At 70.3% G+C, this 19,875-nt stretch carries 15 protein-coding genes and 1 pseudogene; 9 read left to right on the top strand and 7 right to left on the bottom strand.

Features of this window, described 5'->3' with window-relative positions; all coding sequences use genetic code 11:
- Positions 1 to 200, bottom strand: a pseudogene (locus AB0F52_RS11930) (Crp/Fnr family transcriptional regulator); the annotation flags it as partial.
- Positions 201 to 688: 488 nt separating this feature from the next.
- Here AB0F52_RS11930 and AB0F52_RS11935 point away from each other — a divergent pair.
- Together AB0F52_RS11935 and AB0F52_RS11940 are read left to right on the top strand one after the other, a co-directional pair.
- A complete protein-coding gene (locus tag AB0F52_RS11935; RefSeq protein ID WP_360168331.1) occupies positions 689 to 1,456 on the top strand; it encodes a hypothetical protein in 768 nt (255 codons plus the stop codon).
- On the top strand, positions 1,453 to 2,751 hold the full coding sequence (locus AB0F52_RS11940) for a hypothetical protein (RefSeq protein WP_360168333.1): 1,299 nt from the start codon (positions 1,453 to 1,455) through the stop codon (positions 2,749 to 2,751). Before AB0F52_RS11935 ends, AB0F52_RS11940 begins: the two co-directional genes overlap by 4 nt.
- A 6-nt stretch (positions 2,752 to 2,757) precedes the next feature.
- Here the strand turns inward: AB0F52_RS11940 and AB0F52_RS11945 are convergent, their stop codons facing one another.
- A complete protein-coding gene (locus tag AB0F52_RS11945) occupies positions 2,758 to 3,774 on the bottom strand; it encodes an autoinducer 2 ABC transporter substrate-binding protein (RefSeq protein ID WP_360168336.1) in 1,017 nt (338 codons plus the stop codon).
- Between the two features lie 179 nt (positions 3,775 to 3,953).
- Here AB0F52_RS11945 and AB0F52_RS11950 point away from each other — a divergent pair, with 179 nt between their 5' ends.
- The 3 genes from AB0F52_RS11950 (at position 3,954) to AB0F52_RS11960 (ending at position 5,447) form a co-directional block, all read left to right on the top strand.
- Positions 3,954 to 4,313, top strand: a complete 360-nt coding sequence (locus AB0F52_RS11950; protein WP_360168339.1) for a hypothetical protein — start codon at positions 3,954 to 3,956, stop codon at positions 4,311 to 4,313.
- Between the two features lie 50 nt (positions 4,314 to 4,363).
- Positions 4,364 to 4,882, top strand: coding sequence for a DUF305 domain-containing protein (locus AB0F52_RS11955; protein WP_360168342.1), 519 nt, complete (start codon positions 4,364 to 4,366; stop codon positions 4,880 to 4,882).
- Positions 4,883 to 4,991: 109 nt separating this feature from the next.
- Positions 4,992 to 5,447 carry a DUF4396 domain-containing protein gene (locus AB0F52_RS11960; protein ID WP_003072070.1) on the top strand — a complete coding sequence of 152 codons (456 nt, stop codon included), beginning with the start codon at positions 4,992 to 4,994 and terminating at the stop codon, positions 5,445 to 5,447.
- 39 nt (positions 5,448 to 5,486) lie between these two features.
- Here the strand turns inward: AB0F52_RS11960 and AB0F52_RS11965 are convergent, their stop codons facing one another.
- The 4 genes from AB0F52_RS11965 to AB0F52_RS11980 form a co-directional block, all read right to left on the bottom strand.
- The gene (locus AB0F52_RS11965; RefSeq protein ID WP_360168345.1) at positions 5,487 to 6,722 is read right to left on the bottom strand and encodes a glucuronyl hydrolase; all 1,236 of its coding nucleotides are present in this window, start codon (positions 6,720 to 6,722) and stop codon (positions 5,487 to 5,489) included.
- Positions 6,723 to 6,938: 216 nt separating this feature from the next.
- Entirely contained in the window at positions 6,939 to 8,165 is a 1,227-nt protein-coding gene (locus tag AB0F52_RS11970; RefSeq protein ID WP_360168348.1) for a hypothetical protein, read from the bottom strand.
- Positions 8,166 to 8,266: 101 nt separating this feature from the next.
- Positions 8,267 to 9,202 (bottom strand): pentapeptide repeat-containing protein, encoded by a 936-nt coding sequence (locus AB0F52_RS11975; protein ID WP_360168351.1) that lies wholly within the window; start codon positions 9,200 to 9,202, stop codon positions 8,267 to 8,269.
- 54 nt (positions 9,203 to 9,256) lie between these two features.
- On the bottom strand, positions 9,257 to 12,190 hold the full coding sequence (locus AB0F52_RS11980; protein WP_360168354.1) for a BTAD domain-containing putative transcriptional regulator: 2,934 nt from the start codon (positions 12,188 to 12,190) through the stop codon (positions 9,257 to 9,259).
- 111 nt (positions 12,191 to 12,301) lie between these two features.
- On the opposite strand from AB0F52_RS11980, the gene AB0F52_RS11985 reads away from it, so the two are divergent.
- From AB0F52_RS11985 to AB0F52_RS11995, 3 genes are all read left to right on the top strand, one after another.
- Positions 12,302 to 12,958 (top strand): hypothetical protein, encoded by a 657-nt coding sequence (locus AB0F52_RS11985; protein ID WP_360168356.1) that lies wholly within the window; start codon positions 12,302 to 12,304, stop codon positions 12,956 to 12,958.
- 31 nt (positions 12,959 to 12,989) lie between these two features.
- The gene (locus AB0F52_RS11990; protein ID WP_360168359.1) at positions 12,990 to 14,561 is read left to right on the top strand and encodes an alkaline phosphatase D family protein; all 1,572 of its coding nucleotides are present in this window, start codon (positions 12,990 to 12,992) and stop codon (positions 14,559 to 14,561) included.
- Positions 14,562 to 14,820: 259 nt separating this feature from the next.
- Positions 14,821 to 16,302: a glycosyl hydrolase family 28 protein gene (locus tag AB0F52_RS11995; RefSeq protein WP_360168362.1), complete on the top strand. Its 1,482-nt coding sequence runs from the start codon at positions 14,821 to 14,823 to the stop codon at positions 16,300 to 16,302.
- Between the two features lie 243 nt (positions 16,303 to 16,545).
- Here the strand turns inward: AB0F52_RS11995 and AB0F52_RS12000 are convergent, their stop codons facing one another.
- On the bottom strand, positions 16,546 to 17,730 hold the full coding sequence (locus AB0F52_RS12000) for a glycoside hydrolase family 88 protein (RefSeq protein ID WP_360168365.1): 1,185 nt from the start codon (positions 17,728 to 17,730) through the stop codon (positions 16,546 to 16,548).
- Between the two features lie 353 nt (positions 17,731 to 18,083).
- Between AB0F52_RS12000 and AB0F52_RS12005 the strand changes: the two genes are divergently transcribed.
- Positions 18,084 to 19,856 (top strand): alpha-L-fucosidase, encoded by a 1,773-nt coding sequence (locus AB0F52_RS12005; protein ID WP_360168368.1) that lies wholly within the window; start codon positions 18,084 to 18,086, stop codon positions 19,854 to 19,856.
- Positions 19,857 to 19,875: the final 19 nt, after the last annotated feature.

Genomic DNA, 19,875 nt, shown 5'->3' on the forward strand with positions numbered 1-19,875 from the left:
CCGACGGCGTAGGAGAGGCGGCGGTTGACGCGGTAGGACCCGGCCGCGACTTCGACCCAGGGGAGGAGTTTGAGGAGCCAGCGGGAGGAGATGCCTTGCATCTGCGGGACGGACTTGGTCGTGGTGGCCAGTGTCCGGGCCGCCGCCCGTCCCAGGCTCGACGGTGCCTGCTCGGATTCCACCGGGTCGGTGACAGTCACAACGAGGACCACCCAATCATTCGCGTTCGGCACGTACGGCGTCCCTGCCGGGCACGCCGGTCATGATCTTTTATTGCTGATATCCGCCTGGTTTTGCGGCTCCGCCGAATCAACATAGCAACGGCGCCCGGTCGCACAATGACACGATCGGGGTCACCGGCGAAAACCACCTGTTCGACCTGGGTGGGTTTCGGATGACGTCCCGCGGAGCGGCGGCCCGGAGGTGGTGACTGCCTGTTTCGGACCGTCACCCGGTCGGGAAGGTCCAGCTCCGCAACGGTCCGCCATGATCGCCGTGCGGAACGGGGAAAGGGGCCCCGGCGCCCGGTAACTGCGCCGAACCGGCGACGAGCGCGGATTTTTTCGGCCACTCGGATGAATTCCGCCGTTGCTGTTGTCGGCCCGTAAATGGGTGACTAACTTGAGCGGTCCCGGCCGTGGAATGCGCCGGGCAGTGCTTCCCGCGCTTCGCGGGCGAAAGGACCCGGATGAACATCTTCGTGGCCGGCAGTCTCTGGGTGGCCGGTGCGGCCTGCGCCGGCGGCCTGATCGCCTACCTGGTCCGCCGGTTCGGCCGGGACGACGAAGGGCGGCCCGGCAACAACGACGCGGCCGGTCAGGTGTTCACCATCGTCGGCGGGCTGCACGCGGTCCTGGTCGCTTTCGTCCTCATCTCGCTGTACGACTCGGTCGGCACCGTGGGCCAGAACGCGCAGACCGAAGCCGACAGCCTGGTCGCCGCCACCTGGGCGGCCGACGCGCTGCCCGAGGCGACGAAGGACCGGGTGCACCAGCTCGCCGCGGCCTACGCGCGCACGGTCGAAGAGCAGGAGTGGCCGCGGCTGGCCGACGGCGGCGAGATACCCGCCACGGGTGCTACACAACTCGACCAGATGCGCCAGGCGGTGGCGGAGGCCCCGGCCGACGACGACTGGCTGCTGGACCGCAAGACCGAGGCGAGCAACCAGCTCTGGTCGGTCTACCAGGCCCGCCAGCAGCGGCTGGCCCACTCCGGCGCGGGCGGGGTCGGTGCGGTCGTCTGGTTCGCGCTGGTCCTCGGCAGCCTGATCACGGCCATCCTGCTGCCCAACCTGTTCGGCGGCACGCGGCTGGCCGCGCACATCGTCATCGTGTCCACCCTGGCCGGTACGATCACGTTGCTGCTGTTCGCGATCTACCAGCTGCAGAACCCGTTCAGCGGCGGCGTCAGCGTGCCCCCCGAGGCGTTCACCTCGGCGCTGGCCAGGCTGGTTTGACCGGCACGCGGCTCCGCTGGGCGGCGGCACTCGGTGCGGCCGCGGCGGTTTCGGCACTGCTGGCGGCGTCGGGCTGGCTCGCGCCCCCGGCGGCCCACCTCGCGGTGGCGCGGGAGCCGGCCGGCTGCACGATCCTGCAGGCGGAGAACGAACGCAGTGGCGCGCCGACGACGCTGCGGCTGCTTTCGCTGCCCGGTGGCGGCACGCGGCGGGTGAGCCAGGCCGGGTACTGGATCAACGCGATGGGTTACTCCGCGACGCAAAAAGTGGTCTACGGCGTCGCCGACGGCACCCGTGCCGGCCGGTACCACGGCGCGCACGCGGTGCGGATCGACGCCGCCGGCGGGGTCACCGACCTGGGGGTGATCGGCCGGGCCGGCGCGCCGAAACCGGTGTGGAGCCCGGTCACCGGGGCCACCGCGGGCGCGATCGACGGCGACCGCTGGTACGTCCGGCAAGGCAGCGATCTGTACACAGTGGACATCAACCCGGCGGGCGCGGACTACGTGCGGGTGGTGCACCGGACGTCGCTGCGACCGGTGTCGCTCGCCGTCGGCGTCGACGACTTCGCCTTCGACCCGGCGGACGGGCTGCTCTACGGCGTCTCGGCGACTTCTCGCGGGGACAGCTCGGTGGTCACCCTCGACCCCTCGAGCGGGAAGGTCGCGGTGGTGCCCGGGCTCCGGTTCCCCGAGGGTGGCGCGTACGGGTCGGTGGTGCTCGCCCCCGGCGCGATCTACGCCACGGCCAACCAGGCCGGCCGGCGCAGCGTCACGTTCCGCCTGCCGCGTGACGGCTCGGGCCAGGCCACGGCGGTCGCGACCGGGCCACCCCTGGTGAGCGGAGACGCGGCCGGCTGCCTCGCCGAGCCGCCGGCACGCCCGCCGACGACGTCACCCCCGCCGACGACACCACCGGGGCAGTCGTCACCACCACCGACGACGCCTCCGGGGCAGTCGTCGGAGCCGCCGCCCCGGACCGAGACGCCGTCACCTGAGCCGTCGCCGGAGCCGCCCCCGCCACCACCACCGGTGGAACAGCCCGTCGTCCTGCCCCCGGCCCCGGTGCCGGCACCCACGCCCCCGGCGGTGGTGGTCACGCCCACGCCCTCCACCCCGGCCCCGCCACCCTCGCCGCCGCCGACGCCGCCTCACGCGCGCACGGAGGAGAAGGCCGCGCCGGTGGTCCAGGACACCGGACGGCGGACCGAGGAGAAACGCCGCTGGGGGCTGACGGCGCTGATCCTCGTGCTCGGCGGAGGCGCGGCGGCCGGGCACGTGCGCCGGCACCGGTGAGCCCGGTCAGTACTTGAACTGGTCGACGTTGTCGGCGGTGATGAGCAGCGGGTCGCCCAGCAGGACGGTCTTCGCCGCGGCGTCGTACTTCACCGCCGGCAGCTCCAGGCTGACCTTGTTCACCGGGCTCAGGGGCTTGCCGTCGGCGACCTGCTTCGCCGTCCACGCCGTCAGGTAGCCCAGCGACTCGACGTTCCACAGCACCGACTGCGAGCACGAGCCCTTGAGCAGGAACGGCTTGATGGCCTGCGGCGTCCCGACGCCGACGGTGAACACGCGGCCGATCTTCTGCTCGTCGTCGACGGCCTTCGCGACGCCGGGCGCGGACGTCGTGCACTCGCCGATCAGCCCGGTCAGGCCGGGGTGGCCGGCCATGAGCTGCTTGGCCATGGCCGTCGCGGCTTCTTCGTCTTCGCCCGCGTACACGGTGTCGACGAGCTCCGCCTTCGGGTAGTGCGTCGCCGCGTAGTCCTTCTGGACGGCGATCCACGAGTTGAGGTTCGCCGCGGCCGGGCCGCACGAGACGATCGCGTACTGGCCGGTGCCGCCGGTCTTCGCCATCAGCGCGTCGACGAGCGCGGTGCCGATGCCCTGCGCGCTGGCCTGGTTGACGAACACCTCACGCTGCGTGCCCGGCGCGTCGGTGTCCGAGGTGAGCACGTGGATGCCCTTCGCCCTGGCCTCGGCGATCACCCCCGCGAGCGCGGCCGGGTCGTTCGGGGCCACGACGATGACGTCGACCTTCTTCGCGATCAGGTCGCGCAGGATCGTCACCTGTGCGGCCGGGTCGACGGTCTCCGGCCCGGTCGAGTGCCACGCGACGCCCAGCTGTTTCGCCGCCTCCAAGCCGCCGTTGTTCATGGCGTCGAAGTACGGGATGCCGCGGACCTTGGGCACGAACTCGATCCGGGTCGGCGTCGGGGCGGGCGCGCTGCCCAGCTGGTCCGAGCAGCCTCCGAGCGCGAGCGCCGCGACCAGCGGCACCGTCGCGACCAGCCGGAAGGTCTTCGTCGGCCCTCGCATCTCCACCCGTTCCTCAGGAAATTCGATCAGTTCGATGGGTCTGCGCATGGTGGAGACCAAGGGCGAACGTAGGGCCCCGGGTAACTGTGGTCAACGGGATGTGCGCAAAGGGTTACGGAAGTGAGTTCTGCTCCGCCGGACATCCCCTGGTCGGCGCGAATCCGCTACGCTGGGCAACAATGGTTCGCCTGTCCGTGTCCGCGCGCTGGCTCCTGCTGGCCGCGCTGGCGTGCGCCGTGGTGGCGATGCACCACGCGCCCGCGGAGCCCGGCCCGGTCGCGATGACATCGATGACGTCGGACGTCCACGCCGGCGCGCCGGCACCCGGCCACGACGGCGGGCACACGCCGCTGCACCTCTGCCTCGCCGTGCTCACGGCGGCGGTGGTCCTCCTGCTCACGGCGGTGCTGCTGCGCCGTCGGGCCGGGGTGGTGGTGGTGCTCCGGCGGCTGCCGGTGCGGTGCCGCCCCGCGCGCCCGCCGCCGCGGCCGCGCTCCGGACGTCACCTGCTCGCCGCTCACTGCGTTCTGCGGATCTGATCGGCGCGGTTCAGCCGTGCCCATCCGCAGGACTCCAGTGAGGAAGAAGAATGACCAGGAAGTTCCTGGCGGGCCTCGTGCTGCCCGCCGTCACCGCGCTCGCGCTCGCCGGCTGCTCGACACCGGTTTCGCACACCGACGCCGACGTCACGTTCGCCCAGGGGATGATCCCGCACCACGAGCAGGCGGTCCGGATGGCGGCGCCGGTGCCCCGGCACACCGCCAACGCGCAGGTGATCGCCCTCGCCGACGGCATCGCCAAGGCCCAGCAGCCGGAGATCGACCAGCTCCGGGCGTGGCTGAAGGAGTGGGGCGCCTCGTCGATGCCGTCGTCGATGTCCGGCATGGACCACGGTGCGATGACGGACACCGGCGACATCGACACCCTGCGTGACGCGGCTTACGACCGGGAGTGGCTGCGGCTGATGGTGGAGCACCACCGCGGCGCGATCGACATGGCCCGCGTCGAGCTGGCGCAGGGCACGAACGCCGACGCCAAGGCGATGGCCCAGCGGATCGCCGACACCCAACAGGCCGAGGTCGACAAGATGACGTCCCTGCTCGGCTGAGCCCCGGCGCCCCGAGGTGGCCTTCGGTGCGTTGGACCGCCGAAGGCCACCTCGGTGTGTGACGCGCGGAACATGCGCTCGGTACCCCCCAGGGGTATAGTCCCGCGTTATGAGCGAACAGCACGGGGCTTCGTGGGCGACAGCGATCCAGGCGACTCTGCACTGCCTGACCGGCTGTGCCATCGGTGAGGTGCTCGGCATGGTGCTGGGCACGGCGTTCGGCCTGCACAACGCGGCGACCGTGGTCCTGTCGATCGTGCTGGCCTTCGTCTTCGGGTACGGCCTGACCATGCGGGGCGTCCTGAAGTCGGGGCTCGGCGCGGCGGCGGCGTTCAAGGTCGCGCTGGCCGCGGACACCGTGTCGATCGCCGTGATGGAGCTGATCGACAACACCGTGGTCGTGGCGATTCCGGGGGCGATGGACGCCGGGCTGGCCAGCTTCCTGTTCTGGCTGTCGCTGGCGCTCTCGCTGGCGATCGCGTTCGTCGTCACGGTGCCGGTCAACAAGTGGATGATCGGGCGCGGCCTCGGCCACGCCAAGGTGCACGCGCACCACCAGCACTGAACAGCGCGTCCGGGGAGGTGGCGGCCTCCCCGAACGCCGCTACACGCTCGAAAGGTCGATCGCGCGGTCCACCTTGCGCCGGTCGAGCACCCGCAGGATGCCTTCCAGCAGGTAGTAGTCGGCGTAGGGCAGCGACACCTCGACGCCGTCCTCGTTCGGCCGGTTGCGGGTGCAGCGCGCGACGCTCGCCTCGGCGCGGGTGGACTTCGTCGTCAGGCACGTCCGCGACACCGCCGTGAGGATCCGCAGCGCGCTTTCGCGGTAGTGCGGGCGGTGCGTGAGTTCCGCGAGGTCCAGCAGGCCGCAGGCCATGATCACGCCGGCGGACGCGTCCTTGACGTCGTCGGGTGCCTGCGGGGCCAGGTAGTCCCACACCGGCACGTGGTCGGGCGTCAGCCGGGACAGCGCGAAGTCCGCGAGCCGCCGGGCCGTGGCCAGGAACTCCGGGTCCCCGGTGCGCCGGTGGATGGTCGTGAACCCGTAGACGCCCCAGGCCTGCCCGCGCGACCAGCACGACGCAGGGCTGTAGCCCTGCACCGTGTTCGGCCCGATCGGCGCGCCGGTGACCGGGTCGAAGTCGAACACGTGCGGCGTCGACCCGTCGGGGCGCGGGAAGTGCCGCTGTGCCGTCTTCGCGTGCGCGGCGGCGATTTCGAGGTACTTCGGGTCCCCGGTCTGCGCGCTGGCGAACGCGAGCAGGTCCAGGTTCATCATCGTGTCCATGATGACCCGGCCGGCGTTGTTCGGATCGGACAGTGCGCCCCAGGCGCGGATGAACCGGCCCGCGGGGTTGTAGCGCTTGATCAGCGACGACGCGGCCTGCACCGCGCCGGCCTTCCACTTCTCGTCACCGGTGAGCCGCCAGGCGGTCACCCATGAGGGGGAGAAGAGGAAGCCCAGGTCGTGCGTGCCCGTGTCGTTCTGGCGCGGCGCGAGTTTCTCGGCGGCAGCCAGCGCGAGGGTTTGGAATTGTTCCTCGCCGCTGTGCAGCCACGCCAGCCACAACTGGCCGGGCCAGAATCCGCCGACCCAGTCGCCGTTCTGCGAATAGGTCCATTTCTCGAACTTCGTACCGACCGGAAACGCGGTGACGCCGGGGGCCACCGCGCGGAGCTTGGCCACCGCGTAATCGGCCGCCTGGCGGAGCGTCCGGGTGGCCGAGGCCAGGTCGGGGTGGTCGGGGGTGGCCGCAGAAGCGGCCGTCGAGGTGCTGGCGCCCACCGCCACCGCGGCGCCGGCCGCGGTGGTCAGCAGGGTTCTCCGGGAAACGCTCACAGGTGCCCGCCATTCCGTGATTCCGTGGGGAGGGGAGTGCCCGGAATTTTTGCACGCCCGGCGGGCGGTTGTACACCCGGCGGAAGTCTGTTCACGCTTGTGAATTGTGTGCCGGTGAGTGGAATAGCGCGGAAATGGGCGAAGGCCCGGTGGGGACACCGGGCCTTCGCCGTTATCGCGGGGTGAGGGCAGTCGACCACGCGATGATCGGGGGTTTCAGCAGTGCGGCGCGACGGGGCTGTCCGAGCCGGTCTGGACGTAGGTGTCCGAGACGTAGTTGTTCGGGCCGATCCGGTCCCAGATGTTGGTGGTGCCGAACTTGCCGGCCACCGTGTCACCCTCGACGTAGCACTCGATGTTCACCTTGGCGTAGTTCGCCGCGAGGCCCTTGACGGCGGCCGAAGTGCTGGCGCTCGCCCGGACGTTCATCGGGTCGCCGGCGGTGCTGACGACGCCGGTCTTGTCGGAGCCGGTCCACAGGTAGGTGACGTTGACGTTGCCGTTGTCCGACATGCCGAGCCCGTCGTAGAAGACGCCGTCGGCGAGGTCGATGCCGGCCGGGTTGCCGACCTTGTAGCCGAGGTCGTCCCGGCCGCCGTTGTAGCCGTTGTGGTAGGCGGCGTACGCCTCCGGCTGGCCCTGGGGGAGGTCCTTGTACTCGGCGCGCACCGAAGCCGGGTTCCAGTAGTCGTCCTTGGTGTTCCACGGGCCGACGTCCCACACGGGCGCGTATTCGCACCGGCTGCCGTCGGTCTTGCAGACGCGCACGGTGTAGGTCCCGCTGCCCTTGCCGGACAGGCCGCGCCCGGAGGGCAGGGCGACGAAGTGGTCGCGGCTGGTGATGACGTGGCCGTTGGCGGTCGTCTGCCCGGTCAGGCCTTCACGGGTGGCGTAGATCTTGTAGGTCAGCGCGGTCGAGGCGGCCAGCGCGCCGGCCTGCGGGACGCTGTCGGCGCTGAGCGCGACGCTCTTGACCGAGGGCCGCACGCCGTCGGTGGTGCTGTGCAGGCTGATCCGCACCTGCACCTCGCTCACGGTGCTCTTCAGCGTGGTGCCGGCGGGAGTCCACTCGGTCCAGTCGTTCACGCCCGTCCGGCCGCGGACGTCGACGTCGACCGAGGTGCCCTTCGGGGTGTCGGCGCTCAGTTCGGCGCTGACGCGGTTCGACGGCGAGCCGAGCTCGTGCTCGGCGGTGGTCAGGCTGCCCTCGCTGCCGGCGAACACCCGGGAGGTTCGGTGCCACGCGGCGTCGGAAAGCGTGAGCGCCCCACCCGCGCCGGTGACGTTGACGTCGTCGTTGTCCACAGTGGACAAGTCGGCGGTCCAGCCGGTGTTGCCCGACGGCGCCGTCGCGGCCTGCGCGGGGGCTCCGGCCAGCGCCGTCACCGCCCCGGCGGCCAGAACCGCCGCGGTCACGCGGCCGGCTTTGATGATCCGGATCATCCCCGGTTCTCCTCTCGCACCTGTTGTTTCGAAGGTGGCGAAAGACTGACGGGAGGACGTACATGATCCGTACAAGCAGATTGTGCACCGGGCGGGACGGCCTACGCGCCGGGCAGCAGCAGCCCCGGTGGCGGTGTCTCCCACTGATCGAACACGGGTGGCCTGGTGTAGCCGTCCGGGCCGGCCTGGGAAAGGTCGACCTCGCCGCCGGTGAACTTCGCGCCGCGGAAGCTCACTTCGCCGCCGGTGAAGGCGGCCCCCTCGAACCGGACGCGGCCGCCGCTGAGCTCGGCGTTGTCGAACGTCACCCGGCCGTCGATGAAATCCGCGCCGCCGAACCAGACTTCGCCGCCGCTGACGTGCATCCCGTCGAACGACGTCCAGCCGCCGGGGAACCGGGCGAGGCTGAACAGGAGCCGGCCGCCGGTCACCTGGATGTCCGCGAAGTCCGCCGAGCGGAGGATGACCCGCAGGAGGTTGAATTCGTGGCCCTGCCAGCTGACCGGCGCGCCCGGGCGGAGGCGATCGCTGATCATGCTCGTGATCGAGAAGCGCACTTCGGTTTCCTCGTCGTGGTACCACGGCGAATCCAGCGCGGGTTCGTACGGGATGCGCAGGTACGCGCACAGCACGTCGATGCACACCTGGCGTTGCTCGGCCCACTCGTCGGCGAGGCCGGCCATGGCGTACATCCCGGCGAGCCGGACGGTCGGCTTTTCGTGGCCGATCTGGGCGCACGCACTGGCGAAGCGCTCGTTCAGGACCTTCACGCGCTCGCGTGCTTCGGCCACCTCGCCGATCCGCTGCTTGCGGTAGGCGACGACCAGCGCCACCACCCCGCCGACGCCCGCCACCACCGACAACGCGATCTTGATGACGTCCAGCCTGGTGTCCGGGCCGGGTGCGGCCGGCGCTCCCAGCGCCACCCACAGGAGCACGGTCGCGACCGCGAACACGCCGAGGCCGATCAGGACCACCGCTACGAGGTGTCTCCGGATCGGCCAAAGCCCGGTGGTCCGGGAACGCGTCGAAGTCACGGCGGGATCCTAGGTCACCCGTGCCCTGCGGCAGGGCGGTTTCGCCGCGGTGGCTCAGGCGGACGCGATGTGCGGCCGCTCCTCGACCACGACCGAAGACTCCTTCGGCCGCGTGGACAACTCGCGCCAGATCGCCAGCGCCCGCTCCGAGTAGTCCCGCGACCGCTCCGGCTGGGAAAGCGCCCGGTGCAGTTCCCCGAGCAACTGCGAAACCTCCGCCTCCGACCGGCGGTCACCGTTGCGGCGGTGCACCGCCAGCGAGTTCACCAGCAGCAGCTGCGCGTGCGCGAAATCGCCGCTGTGCAGGCAGAGCTCCCCGAGGTTCTGGTTCGCGTACCCCACGCAGTGGTCGTCACCGAGGTCGGTGAAGATCGCGATCGCCCGGTCGACGTGCTCGCGGGCCGCCGCCAGGTTGCCCTGGTGCTGGAACAGCAGGCCCAGCCGCTTGAGCGCGTGGGCCTCCCGGTGGCGGTCGCCGATCGAGGCCGACAGCTCCAGAGCGTCGGTGATCCAGCGCTTCGCCGCCGCGTAACACCCCCGGGACATCCACACCGCGCCCGCGCCGAGGCGGGCCACCGCTTCGCCGTTCGGGTCGTCGGCCTCCGCGAACAGCTTCAGCGCCTCGTGGCAGTGGTCGAGGGCCAGATCGTCCTCGCCTTCGATGCGCAGGATGGTCGAAATCCCGGTCAGGGCGACGGCGAGGCCCTGGGCGTCACCGATCGCGTCGAACAGCTTCTTCGACTCCTCGAACGCCACCCGCGCCTCGGCGTACTCGTCCTGGTAGAGCAGGTACTGCCCGAGGTTGCGCTGGACGATCGCCTCGGCCCGCGCCGAGCCCGCCCGGCGGGCCGCCGCGAGGGCGATCAGATGCGTGCTGTGCCAGTCGTCCTGCGGGCCCCGCAGGTCGAAGTACGGCGTCAGCGCCGAGGCCAGCTGCCAGGCCAGGTCGTCGAACCCGTGCTGGACGGCCAGCGAAACCGCCGCGACGGTCGTGTGCCGCTCGGCCGCGAACCACGCGGCCGGGTCTTCGGGCAGCACGCCTTCGGGCACGCCGGGGCGCGGCAGTTCGTCGTCGCAGTACATGCCGAAGAAGTGCAGCGGCATCCGGCGCGCCGCCTCGAGCGCGAGGCCCAGGTACCCCTCCAGCACCCGCCGCAGGCCGGCCCGGGTCTTCGCCGCGTCACTGCGCTCGGCGAGCTCCACCGCGTACACGCGCAGCAGGTCGTGCAACCGGTAGCGCGGCTGCCCGGCCGAATCGGAGCCGACGAGCTCGACGAGGTGGCCGTCGACCAGCACGTCGAGGACTTCGTCGGCATCGCGGCGGCCCAGCACGGCCGCGACCGCCCACGCCGGGAACTGGACCGGCCCGAGCAGGCCCAGCCCGCGGAACGCCGTGGCGGCCGACATCGGCAGCAGGTCGTACGACAGCGTCACGCTCGCGCGGACGGCGAGGTCGCCGACGCGCAGCTCGTCGAGCCGGCGGCGCTCGTCGCCCAGCCGGTCGGCCAGCAGCCGCAGTGTCCAGCCCGGCCGGTGCGTGAGCTTCGCGCCGGCCACCCGGATCGCCAGCGGCAGGTGCCCGCACTGGCGCAGGATCGCCGCGGCGCTCTCCGGCTCGGCGGCCACCCGTTCGGCGCCGACGATGCCCTCCAGCAGCCGCGCGGCGTCGGCCTCGGGCAGCAGATCGACGTCCACCGGCTTCGCGCCGGCCAGCCCGGGCAGCCGGATCCGGCTGGTCACCAGCACCGCGCAGGCCCCGGCCCCGGGCAGCAGCGGCCGCACCTGAGCCTCGCTGCCGGCGTCGTCGAGCACGACGCACATCCGCCGCCCGGCCAGCCGCGACCGCAGCAGCGCCGACCGCTCGGCCAGCTCGCGCGGCAGGCCGGCGTCGGGGATGCCCAGCGTGCGCAGCAGCTCGGCGAGCACGCTCATCGGCGCCCGCGGCGACGACGACGTGCCGGCCAGGTCGACGTGCAGCTGGCCGTCGGGGAACTCGTCGCGGACCGCGTGCGCGACCCGGACGGCGACCGCCGACTTGCCGACACCGGGCGCGCCCGACAGCACGATCACGGCGGGCGTGCCGGAGTCGGCACGCTCCCGCAGCAGGGTGACGACGTCACGGATCAGCGTGTCGCGGCCGGTGAAGTCCGGCAGGTCCAGGGGCAGCTGGCAGACCGGGGCGACGTCGGCGGGACGCGGGGGGAGGACGGTTTCCGGCACCAGCGTCGCGCGCAGCTCGCGCAGCCGGGCGCCCGGTCCGGCGTCGAGCTCCTCGCGCAGGACCCGCTCGGCCGACTCGTACGCCTCGATCGCGTCCCCGGTCCGGCCCGCGGCGCGCAGGGCGACGATCAGCTGTGCCCAGAGCTCCTCGCGCAGCGGGTGCTCGGTGACCAGCCCGCGCAGCTCGGCGATGGCCTCGCCGGAGCGGCCGAGGCCGATCCGCGCCCGGAGCCGCTGTTCCTGCACCGACAGCCGCAGCTCGGCGAGCCGGGCGACGGTCGCGCCCCAGCTGTGGTCGTGCGGCAGGCCTTCGAGGACTTCGCCGCGCCACAGCGCGTCGGCCTTGTCGAGGAGTTTGAGCGCGCTTTCGGCTTCGCCGCCGTCGAGCGCTTCCTGCGCTTCGCCGGCCAGGGCGGCGAACGCGAGGTGGTCCAGTTCGTCCGGTGCGGCGGTCAGCAGGTAGCCGGAGGCCCGGCTGCTGATCCGCTCGCCGAGGGCGGGGTCGATCTCGGCGAACCGTCTTCGGAGTGAGTGCACGTACGTGCGGATGTTCGCCGCGGCCGACCGCGGTGCCGCCTGTGGCCACAGCACTTCCACCAGCACGTCGGTCGAGACGACGACGTTCGGCTGCAGGGCCAGCGCGGCCAGCAGCAGCCGGGGCTTCGGGCCGCCGAGGGCGATCACCCGCCCGGCGGCGGTGACCTCCAGCGGCCCGAGGACGCGGATGGTAAGCGAGGTGGTCTCAACCTGCCCGATGAGTTCCCCCATGGCCGGGACTCTAGGACCCGTCCGGCGCAGCGGCTAGATCCATTCGGAGTGTCTGTGCGCACACGTGCGCCTTTGTACGGATCGTGTACGGCGCGGCGACACGCTGCCGCCATGAAGCGTTCGAAACTCCGGCGTATCGCCGGTTCCGGCCTGGTCATGGCCGCGGTCGGCGCGCTCCTCGCCGGCGGCGCGGCCGAAGCGTCCGCCGCGGCGAGCGGGACCGTGAAGACCGCGGGCGATCCGCTCAACGTCCGCCGGGCACCCACCGCGGGTGCCACGGCCGTCAAGACCGTCGCGAACGGTGCCGTCGTCACCATCGACTGCCAGATCAACGGTTCCTCGGTGACCGGTACCTACGGCACGGGCACGTTGTGGGACTACGTGCCCGCGCTCGGCGGGTACATCTCGGACACCTACGTCTTCACGAACTCCGACACGCGGGTGGCGCCCGACTGCGGCGTCGGCTCGGGCAGCGGCCAGTGCGCCGACGCCTGCGCGGGCGAGGCGCAGTACCGCGCGTCCGACTCGCACTTCCTGGTCTACGACACCGATTCCGACGGCTACTCCGCCGTGGTCGCCTACTGGCTCAAGGGCGGTGCCGGGCCGTTCTACGTCTGGAACTCCGGCGGCGAGGGCACGAAGGTCGACAAGGCCGTCACCGTCCCGCACGGCAGCTGGGTCTTCTACAAGGTGTGCGTCGCGAACTACACGACCGCCAAGCCCGACCTGAAGTCCTGCAGCGACGGCCTCACCGACTTCGCGGCCTGACCGCGCGTCCACCACGAGAAAGGGCTTTCCCATGGGTCAGGTCAACCGGCGCAAGGTGCTCCTCGGCGGGCTCGCCGCGGTCACCGCCACCGCGGCTTCGGCGGCGCTCCCGTCGTGGGCGAACGCCCGCACCACGGCCGCCGCCCCCGCCGTCCACGATCCCTTCCAGCTCGGGGTCGCCTCCGGCGATCCGCTGCCCGACAGTGTCGTGCTGTGGACGCGGCTCGCGCCCGCCCCGCTCAACCCGGACGGCTTCGGCGGCATGCCGGACGCCACCTACGCGGTCGACTGGGAGATCGCGAACGACGAAGCGTTCAGTTCGATCGTGCAGCGCGGCTCGGTGAACGCCGTCAGCGCGTCCGGGCACAGCGTCCACATCGAACCGGCCGGGCTGCAGCCGGCGCGCGAGTACTTCTACCGGTTCAAGAGCTCCGGCTACCTTTCGCCGGTCGGGCGGACGCGCACCGCACCCGCCGCCGGCGCCGCGGTCAACCAGCTCAAGTACTGCTTCAGCTCCTGCCAGCACTGGGAGGAGGGCTACTACCACGCGTACAAGGGCATCGTGGCCGACGACCCGGACCTGGTGCTGTTCCTCGGCGACTACATCTACGAGAAGAAGTCGGGGCGGACCGCGCAGGAGCGCAACCCGCGCAGCCTGGCCTTCACCGAGGACGTCACCACGCTCGCGCAGTACCGCGCCCGCCACGCCCAGCACAAGACCGACGCCGACCTGCAGGCCGCGCACGCGATCGCGCCCTGGATCGTCGTGTTCGACGACCACGAGGTCATGAACAACTGGAACGGCACCACCTCGCCCGCCCCGGCCGCGCGCAAGGCCGCCGGGTTCCAGGCCTTCTACGAGAACACCCCGATCCGGTCGACGGCCAAGCCCAACGGCGCGTCGATCCAGCTGTACCGGCAGCTGATGTGGGGCAACCTGGCCCGGTTCCACATGCTCGACACGCGCCAGTACCGCAGCGCGCAGGTGCCCGACCCCGCCGGCGACGCCGGTCCGGCCTGCGCCGACATGCGCAGCACCTCGCGCAGCATCCTCGGCGCCACCGAGGAGGCGTGGCTGCTCAAGCAGTTCGAGTCGCACCCCGCCACCTGGGACTTCCTCGGCCAGCAGGTCTTCTTCGCCACGCGGGACGCCGACGGCGACAAGGCCACCTGCGAGAGCAACGACTCCTGGCAGGGCTACGAGGCCTCCCGCAACCGGATCCAGCAGGGCTGGGTCGACCGCAAGGTCGCCAACCCGGTCGTGCTCACCGGCGACGTCCACCGGCACTGGGCCGCCGACCTGCGGCTCGACTACTTCGACCACAGTGCCCCCGTCATCGGCTCGGAGCTGGTCACGACGTCGGTGACGAGCAACAGCGACACCGCCGGGGCGCCCAGCGCCGCCTGGTACGCGAACAACCCGCACGTCAAGTACTGCAAGGGCGAGCGCGGCTACGTCCGCGTCACGACCACGCCGTCGCAGATGCGGGCGGACTTCATGACCACCTCGGACACGAGCGTCTACGACCCGGCGTCGGTGGTGATCAAGAACGACGTCAGCTACGTGGTGCAAGCGGGGAAGGCCGGTCTGCAGAAGGCCTGAAGCCACGCTGCGTGACAGCCGATCATGGCGGATTCACGTTGTGGACCATGAAAAAAGCACGGGGCTACCGGGCCCGGTGAAGGTAGACTCCGAGAATCCTGAATGGACATCGGCCCCGCCGACCACGGGGACCCGCGCCCGACTGGGGGTGGCGCGGGTCTCCGGACCCGCGATCTTGACATTCCGTTCGCGCCACTCGTAGTCTGGGTGTTCCGCCGTCATGCCGAATTCTTCGATTCCATGACAAGGCGGTTCCACGGTGAAAAAACTCCTGCTGATCACCTTCGCGGTGGCCGGGCTGGCGGTGGCCGGCGCCGGCGTGTCCGCCGCCGCGCCCGGCGGCGTTTACGACGTGAAGGACTACGGCGCCAAGGGAAACGGGTCGGCCAACGATTCCGCCGCCATCGACAAGGCGATCACCGCGGCCGGCGCGGCGGGCGGCGGCACCGTCCGGTTCACCTCCGGCACCTACAAGTCGGCGAACACCGTCCACCTCAAGAGCAACGTGACGATCCAGCTCGACGCGGGCGCGACGATCACCGGGTCCGGCGCGGACACCTATGACAAGCCCGAATCGAACCAGTGGGACGAGTACCAGGACTACGGGCACAGCCACTTCCACAACGCGATGTTCTACGGCGACAAGCTGACGAACATCGGCTTCACCGGCGCGGGCACGATCGACGGCGGCGGCAACCTCATCACCGGCAACCCGAAGTCCGGCGAGGCCGACAAGATCCTGTCCCTCACCCGGTGTGACGGGCTGACGCTGTCCGGCGTCAAGCTGCGCCGCGGCGGGCACTTCGCGGCGCTGATCAACGGCTGCACGAACGTCGTTTCCGACCACCTGACCATCGACACGGCGAGCGACCGCGACGGCTGGAACATCATCAGCACGACCAACGTCACGATCACGAACGCGAACATCGCGGCGAACGACGACGCGCTGGTGTTCAAGAGCGACTACGCGCTCGGCGCGAAACTGCCGAACGGGAACGTCACGGTGAACAACGCGAAACTTTCGGCGCAGTGCTGCAACGCGCTGATGTTCGGGTCCGAGACGTGCGGTGACTTCACCGGCTACCAGTTCTCGGACATCACGATCACCAGCGCGCACAAATCCGGCATCGGCATCGTCTCCATGGACGGCGCCAAGATTTCCGATGTGCACTACCGCAACATCACGATGTCGGGCACGTATTCGCCGATCATGATGAAGATCGGCACGCGCAAGCGCTGCGGCAACAACCCCGGCGTCGGGTCGATCAGCGGCATCACGTTCGACAACGTCACCGGCACGCACACGGGCACGAACTTCAGCCCGACGATCTGGGGCGCGGACAGCGGCCACCACGTCTCCGACGTCACGTTCACCGGCGTGAAGCTGTCGGTGCCCGGCGGCAACGGCACCATGGGCACGGGCGTGCCGAGCAACAACGCGACGGACTACAACCCGAAGAGCATCGGCACCCGCCCGTCGTACGGCTGGTACCTGCACTACGCCGCCGGCATCCGGTTCGTGAACAGCTCGGTGGAGTTCGCCAAGGACGACGGCCGCCCGGCGAGCATCGTCAACAACAGCTCGGACATCACGTTCGACCACTTCACCGCGGAGAAGGGCTCGAAGAGCCCGTTCGACATCGGCTTCCAGTCGGTGACGGGCTACTGCGTCAAGGACTCGGCGACGACATCGGGCGCCACCCTCCGCATCAACACCACAAGCTCGACCTCGAACTGCTGACACGGTGAGGCCCCTTCCCGCTCACGCGGGAAGGGGCCTCACCGTGATCGAAGGGGCATCACGTGTGATTGGGGAGGCATCACTCGTGATTGGAGGGGCATCACTCGTGATTGGGGAGGCATCACGCTGATGCCCGCTCAATCACGAGTGATGCCCTCCTGATCACGAGTGATGCCTCTTTCCGCACGTGACGAAGGGGCCCCGGCCGGTGAGCCGGGGCCCCTTCTGCGGCGCGCCTCGAGGTCAGTGCGAGTACTGCTCGTTCATGATGAGGAACGCGCCGAGGCCGTGGAAGTCGTTGGTCTTGCGCGCGCGGGCGTAGTAGTAGGACAGGTCGCCGACGTTGGTGCCTTCGCAGATGTCGGTGATGTTCGTCAGGCCGTCCGACCCGAGTGACACCTTCTTCAGCACCCCGGCGTACCCGCGATCCGCCACCGCCTGGTAGGACGCCGGCAGGTAGCCGCGCTGGACGCCGCGGGCCATCGTGAACGTGTACATCGACGACGCCGACGTCTCCAGCCAGTTCTTCGCGTCGCCGCCGCGGTCGACCACCTGGTACCAGCGGCCGGTCGAGGCGTCCTGGTAGCGCTGGTAACCGGCCGCCAGGAACTTGACGACGTCGACCAGCGCGGCCCGCCGCGGGTGGTTCGCCGGCAGCACCTCGAGGATGTCGATGGTGGCCATGCCGAACCAGCCGATCGCACGCGCCCAGTGGTACTTCGAGTGGTGCCCGGACCCGGACGCCCACGACTCGGAGCCGTCCTCGTCGTAGGCGTGGTACAGCAGGCCCTTCGCCGGTTCGCGCAGGTGGCTGAAGTACACGACGATGTTCTTCGCCGCCTCTTCGAAGCAGTAGTCGCCGTCGCCGAAGGCCGCGCCGTACAGCGCGAGGAACGGCTGGGCCATGTAGACGCCGTCGCCCCACAGCTGGCCGACCTTGCCGGTGGCGTGGAACATGCCGCCGTCGGACGTCCGGGGGTAGGACGGGAACCGCTTGCGCAGCTGGTCGGCCGCCGTCTTGTACTTCTTGCGGCCCGTTTCCGCGTACAGCAGCGGCAGCATCTGGCACGAGCGCATCGAGTCGAGGTTGTTGAAGCTGTTCGAGATGCCGCTGTCGGTGATGAACCGGTCGTACCACGCGATGATGTAGTCGAGGTACTTCTTCTCGCCGGTGCGCTTGTAGAAGAGGTACTGGCCGTAGAGGTACAGGCCCAGCGTGTAGCCCCAGCCGCCGATCTTGTCCGGCGTGTAGCGCTTCATCGTCGAATCGATCACCGCGCGCGACCAGTCCGGCGGGGCTGCGCCGCCGATCGGGGGAAGCTGGTCCGCGGCCCGCGCGAGGGGGCCCGTCGCGGCGAGCGCGCCCAGGGCGCCGAGCGTGCCGGCCAGGACCGCGCGCCGGGTCGGGCGAAGGGGATGTTCGGACATCGTCGTCCCTTTCGTACGCTGAGCCCCGCGACGCGGTGGAAGGGTGGCCGGGATGCCGATCCGCCGTCCGTCGGCATCCCGACCAGCTCTGGGGGGCGCGGCGTGCTGCCCGTGTCGCCGGAGCGATGGTCTTGGAAGCGAAAGCGCTTCCGGGGGAAACATCTACTCGCCTCCGGGACGTCGAGTCAAGAGAGATCGGATCTCTTGCGTCATATATCAGATATTTAACCCGAACGGCCGAAGTGGGAATGTACCGGCCAGCGAGACTTCGGGAAAAGGTCGGATCTCAGCCTTGACCGCCCCACGTCGCCAGGAGTACACCACCGAGTGGACCAGACCACTGGAGGTCGCTCATGGCACACAGGTTCCTCCGCCGGGCGCTCGTCGCGTGCGCGTCGATGCTGGCGGTGTCCGGGCTCGTCGCCGCGCCCGCTTCGGCGGACCTGCAGAAGCCCTCGCAGCAGTGGCTGCGCGACAGCCAGGCCGGGCTGTTCCTGCACTGGGGCATGCGCACGTCACCCGGCTACACCAGTTGCAGCGCCTGGGAAAAGGCGATCACCGACGGCGGGTGGGATCCCGCCTACTGGGTCACCGAAGCCGAGAAGCTGCACGCGTCCTACCTCGTGCTCGCCTCGTTCCACAGCCGGCTCGGCTACTCGCGGGCCTGGCCGTCGAAGATCCCCGGCAGCTGTTCCACCAAGCGGGACTTCCTCGGCGAGCTGGTCGCCGCGGCGAAGACCCGGGGCCTCAAGGTCATCCTCTACATGACCAACGACGCCCAGTGGCACGACGAAGGCGGCCACGAGTGGCTCGACTCCGCCGGCTACTCGAAGTACAAGGGCAAGACGGTGAACCTCGACAGCCAGGACGGCTTCGGCCAGTTCAGCTACGACAACTTCTTCGAGGTCATGAAGAACTACCCGGACCTCGCAGGCTTCTGGATCGACAACGACAACGCCTACTGGGAGTCGCACGACCTGTACCAGCAGATCTACCAGCAGCGCCCGGACTACCTGCTCAGCAACAACAACGAAGACACGCCGATCATGGACACGATCAGCAACGAGCAGAAGACCGGCATGTCGCCGTCGTACGACTACCCGCAGGCGACGTACACGGCGATGCCGCGGCTCACCGAGGCGTGCTTCAAGCTCCCCGACACCGGTTCCTGGTGGTACGGCGGGTCGAACCCGCCGGTGAACAAGATGCTCAACCTCGGCCGGCTCATCACGAACTCGGGCTCGTCGATCAAGTCCCTGATGGCCGAGACGGCGATGGTGAACGGGAAGTTCCCCTCGAACCAGGAGGCGTTCAACAACTTCGCGAAGACCTACCTGGACGCGATCTGGGAGTCCCTCGGCGGCACCGAAGGCGCCGGGTACATGTACGGCGGCATGCAGCCGGGCTTCTGGAACGACGGCGCCCACGGCGTCATCACCATCAAGGGCGACAACCAGTACGTGCACGTCCTGACCAAGCCGTCGACGTCGACGCTGAAGGTCCGCGACAACGGCTACCGCGTCCGCCGCGTCACGAACCTCCGTACCGGCGCGGCGATCTCCTTCAGCCAGGGCGGCGGCAGTCTCACCCTGAGCGGCCTGTCCGGCTGGGACGGCTACGACACGGTGTTCAAGGTCGAGACGGCGGGCCGCACCGGGACCTACGACCCGAAGACCGTGACGCTCAAGGCGAGCGCGTCGGCGAGCGGCCACAGTGGACCGGCGGCGAGCGACGGCAGCTACCTGACCTACTTCGACAACAACAAGACGCTGCCGGTCAACCTCGACTACGACCTCGGGGCGGCGAAGAAGGTGCAGTACCTCGGGCTCAACCAGCGGGAGGACTCCGTCAGCTACGCCCGGTCGGACAGCGAGCAGTCGGCGCGGATCAAGGCGTACAAGGTGTTCGTGTCGAGTGACGGCAAGGACTGGGGCAGCGCGGTGAAGTCCGGGACGCTGCCGAGCCACCGCGGCGTCCAGTTCGTCGACGTCTCCGCGGTGACGGCCCGGTACGTGCGGCTCCAGGTGACGAGCACGTACGCGGCGTCGAGCGACAGCTCGCGCTACAAGCGGCTGCGGATCGACGAAACCTGGGTGGGCTCGGACTACGCGACCGCGGCGGGCTGAGCGGGCCGCCCGGCCGTCC

Source organism: Amycolatopsis sp. NPDC024027 (assembly GCF_040638975.1).
GTDB lineage: Bacteria > Actinomycetota > Actinomycetes > Mycobacteriales > Pseudonocardiaceae > Amycolatopsis.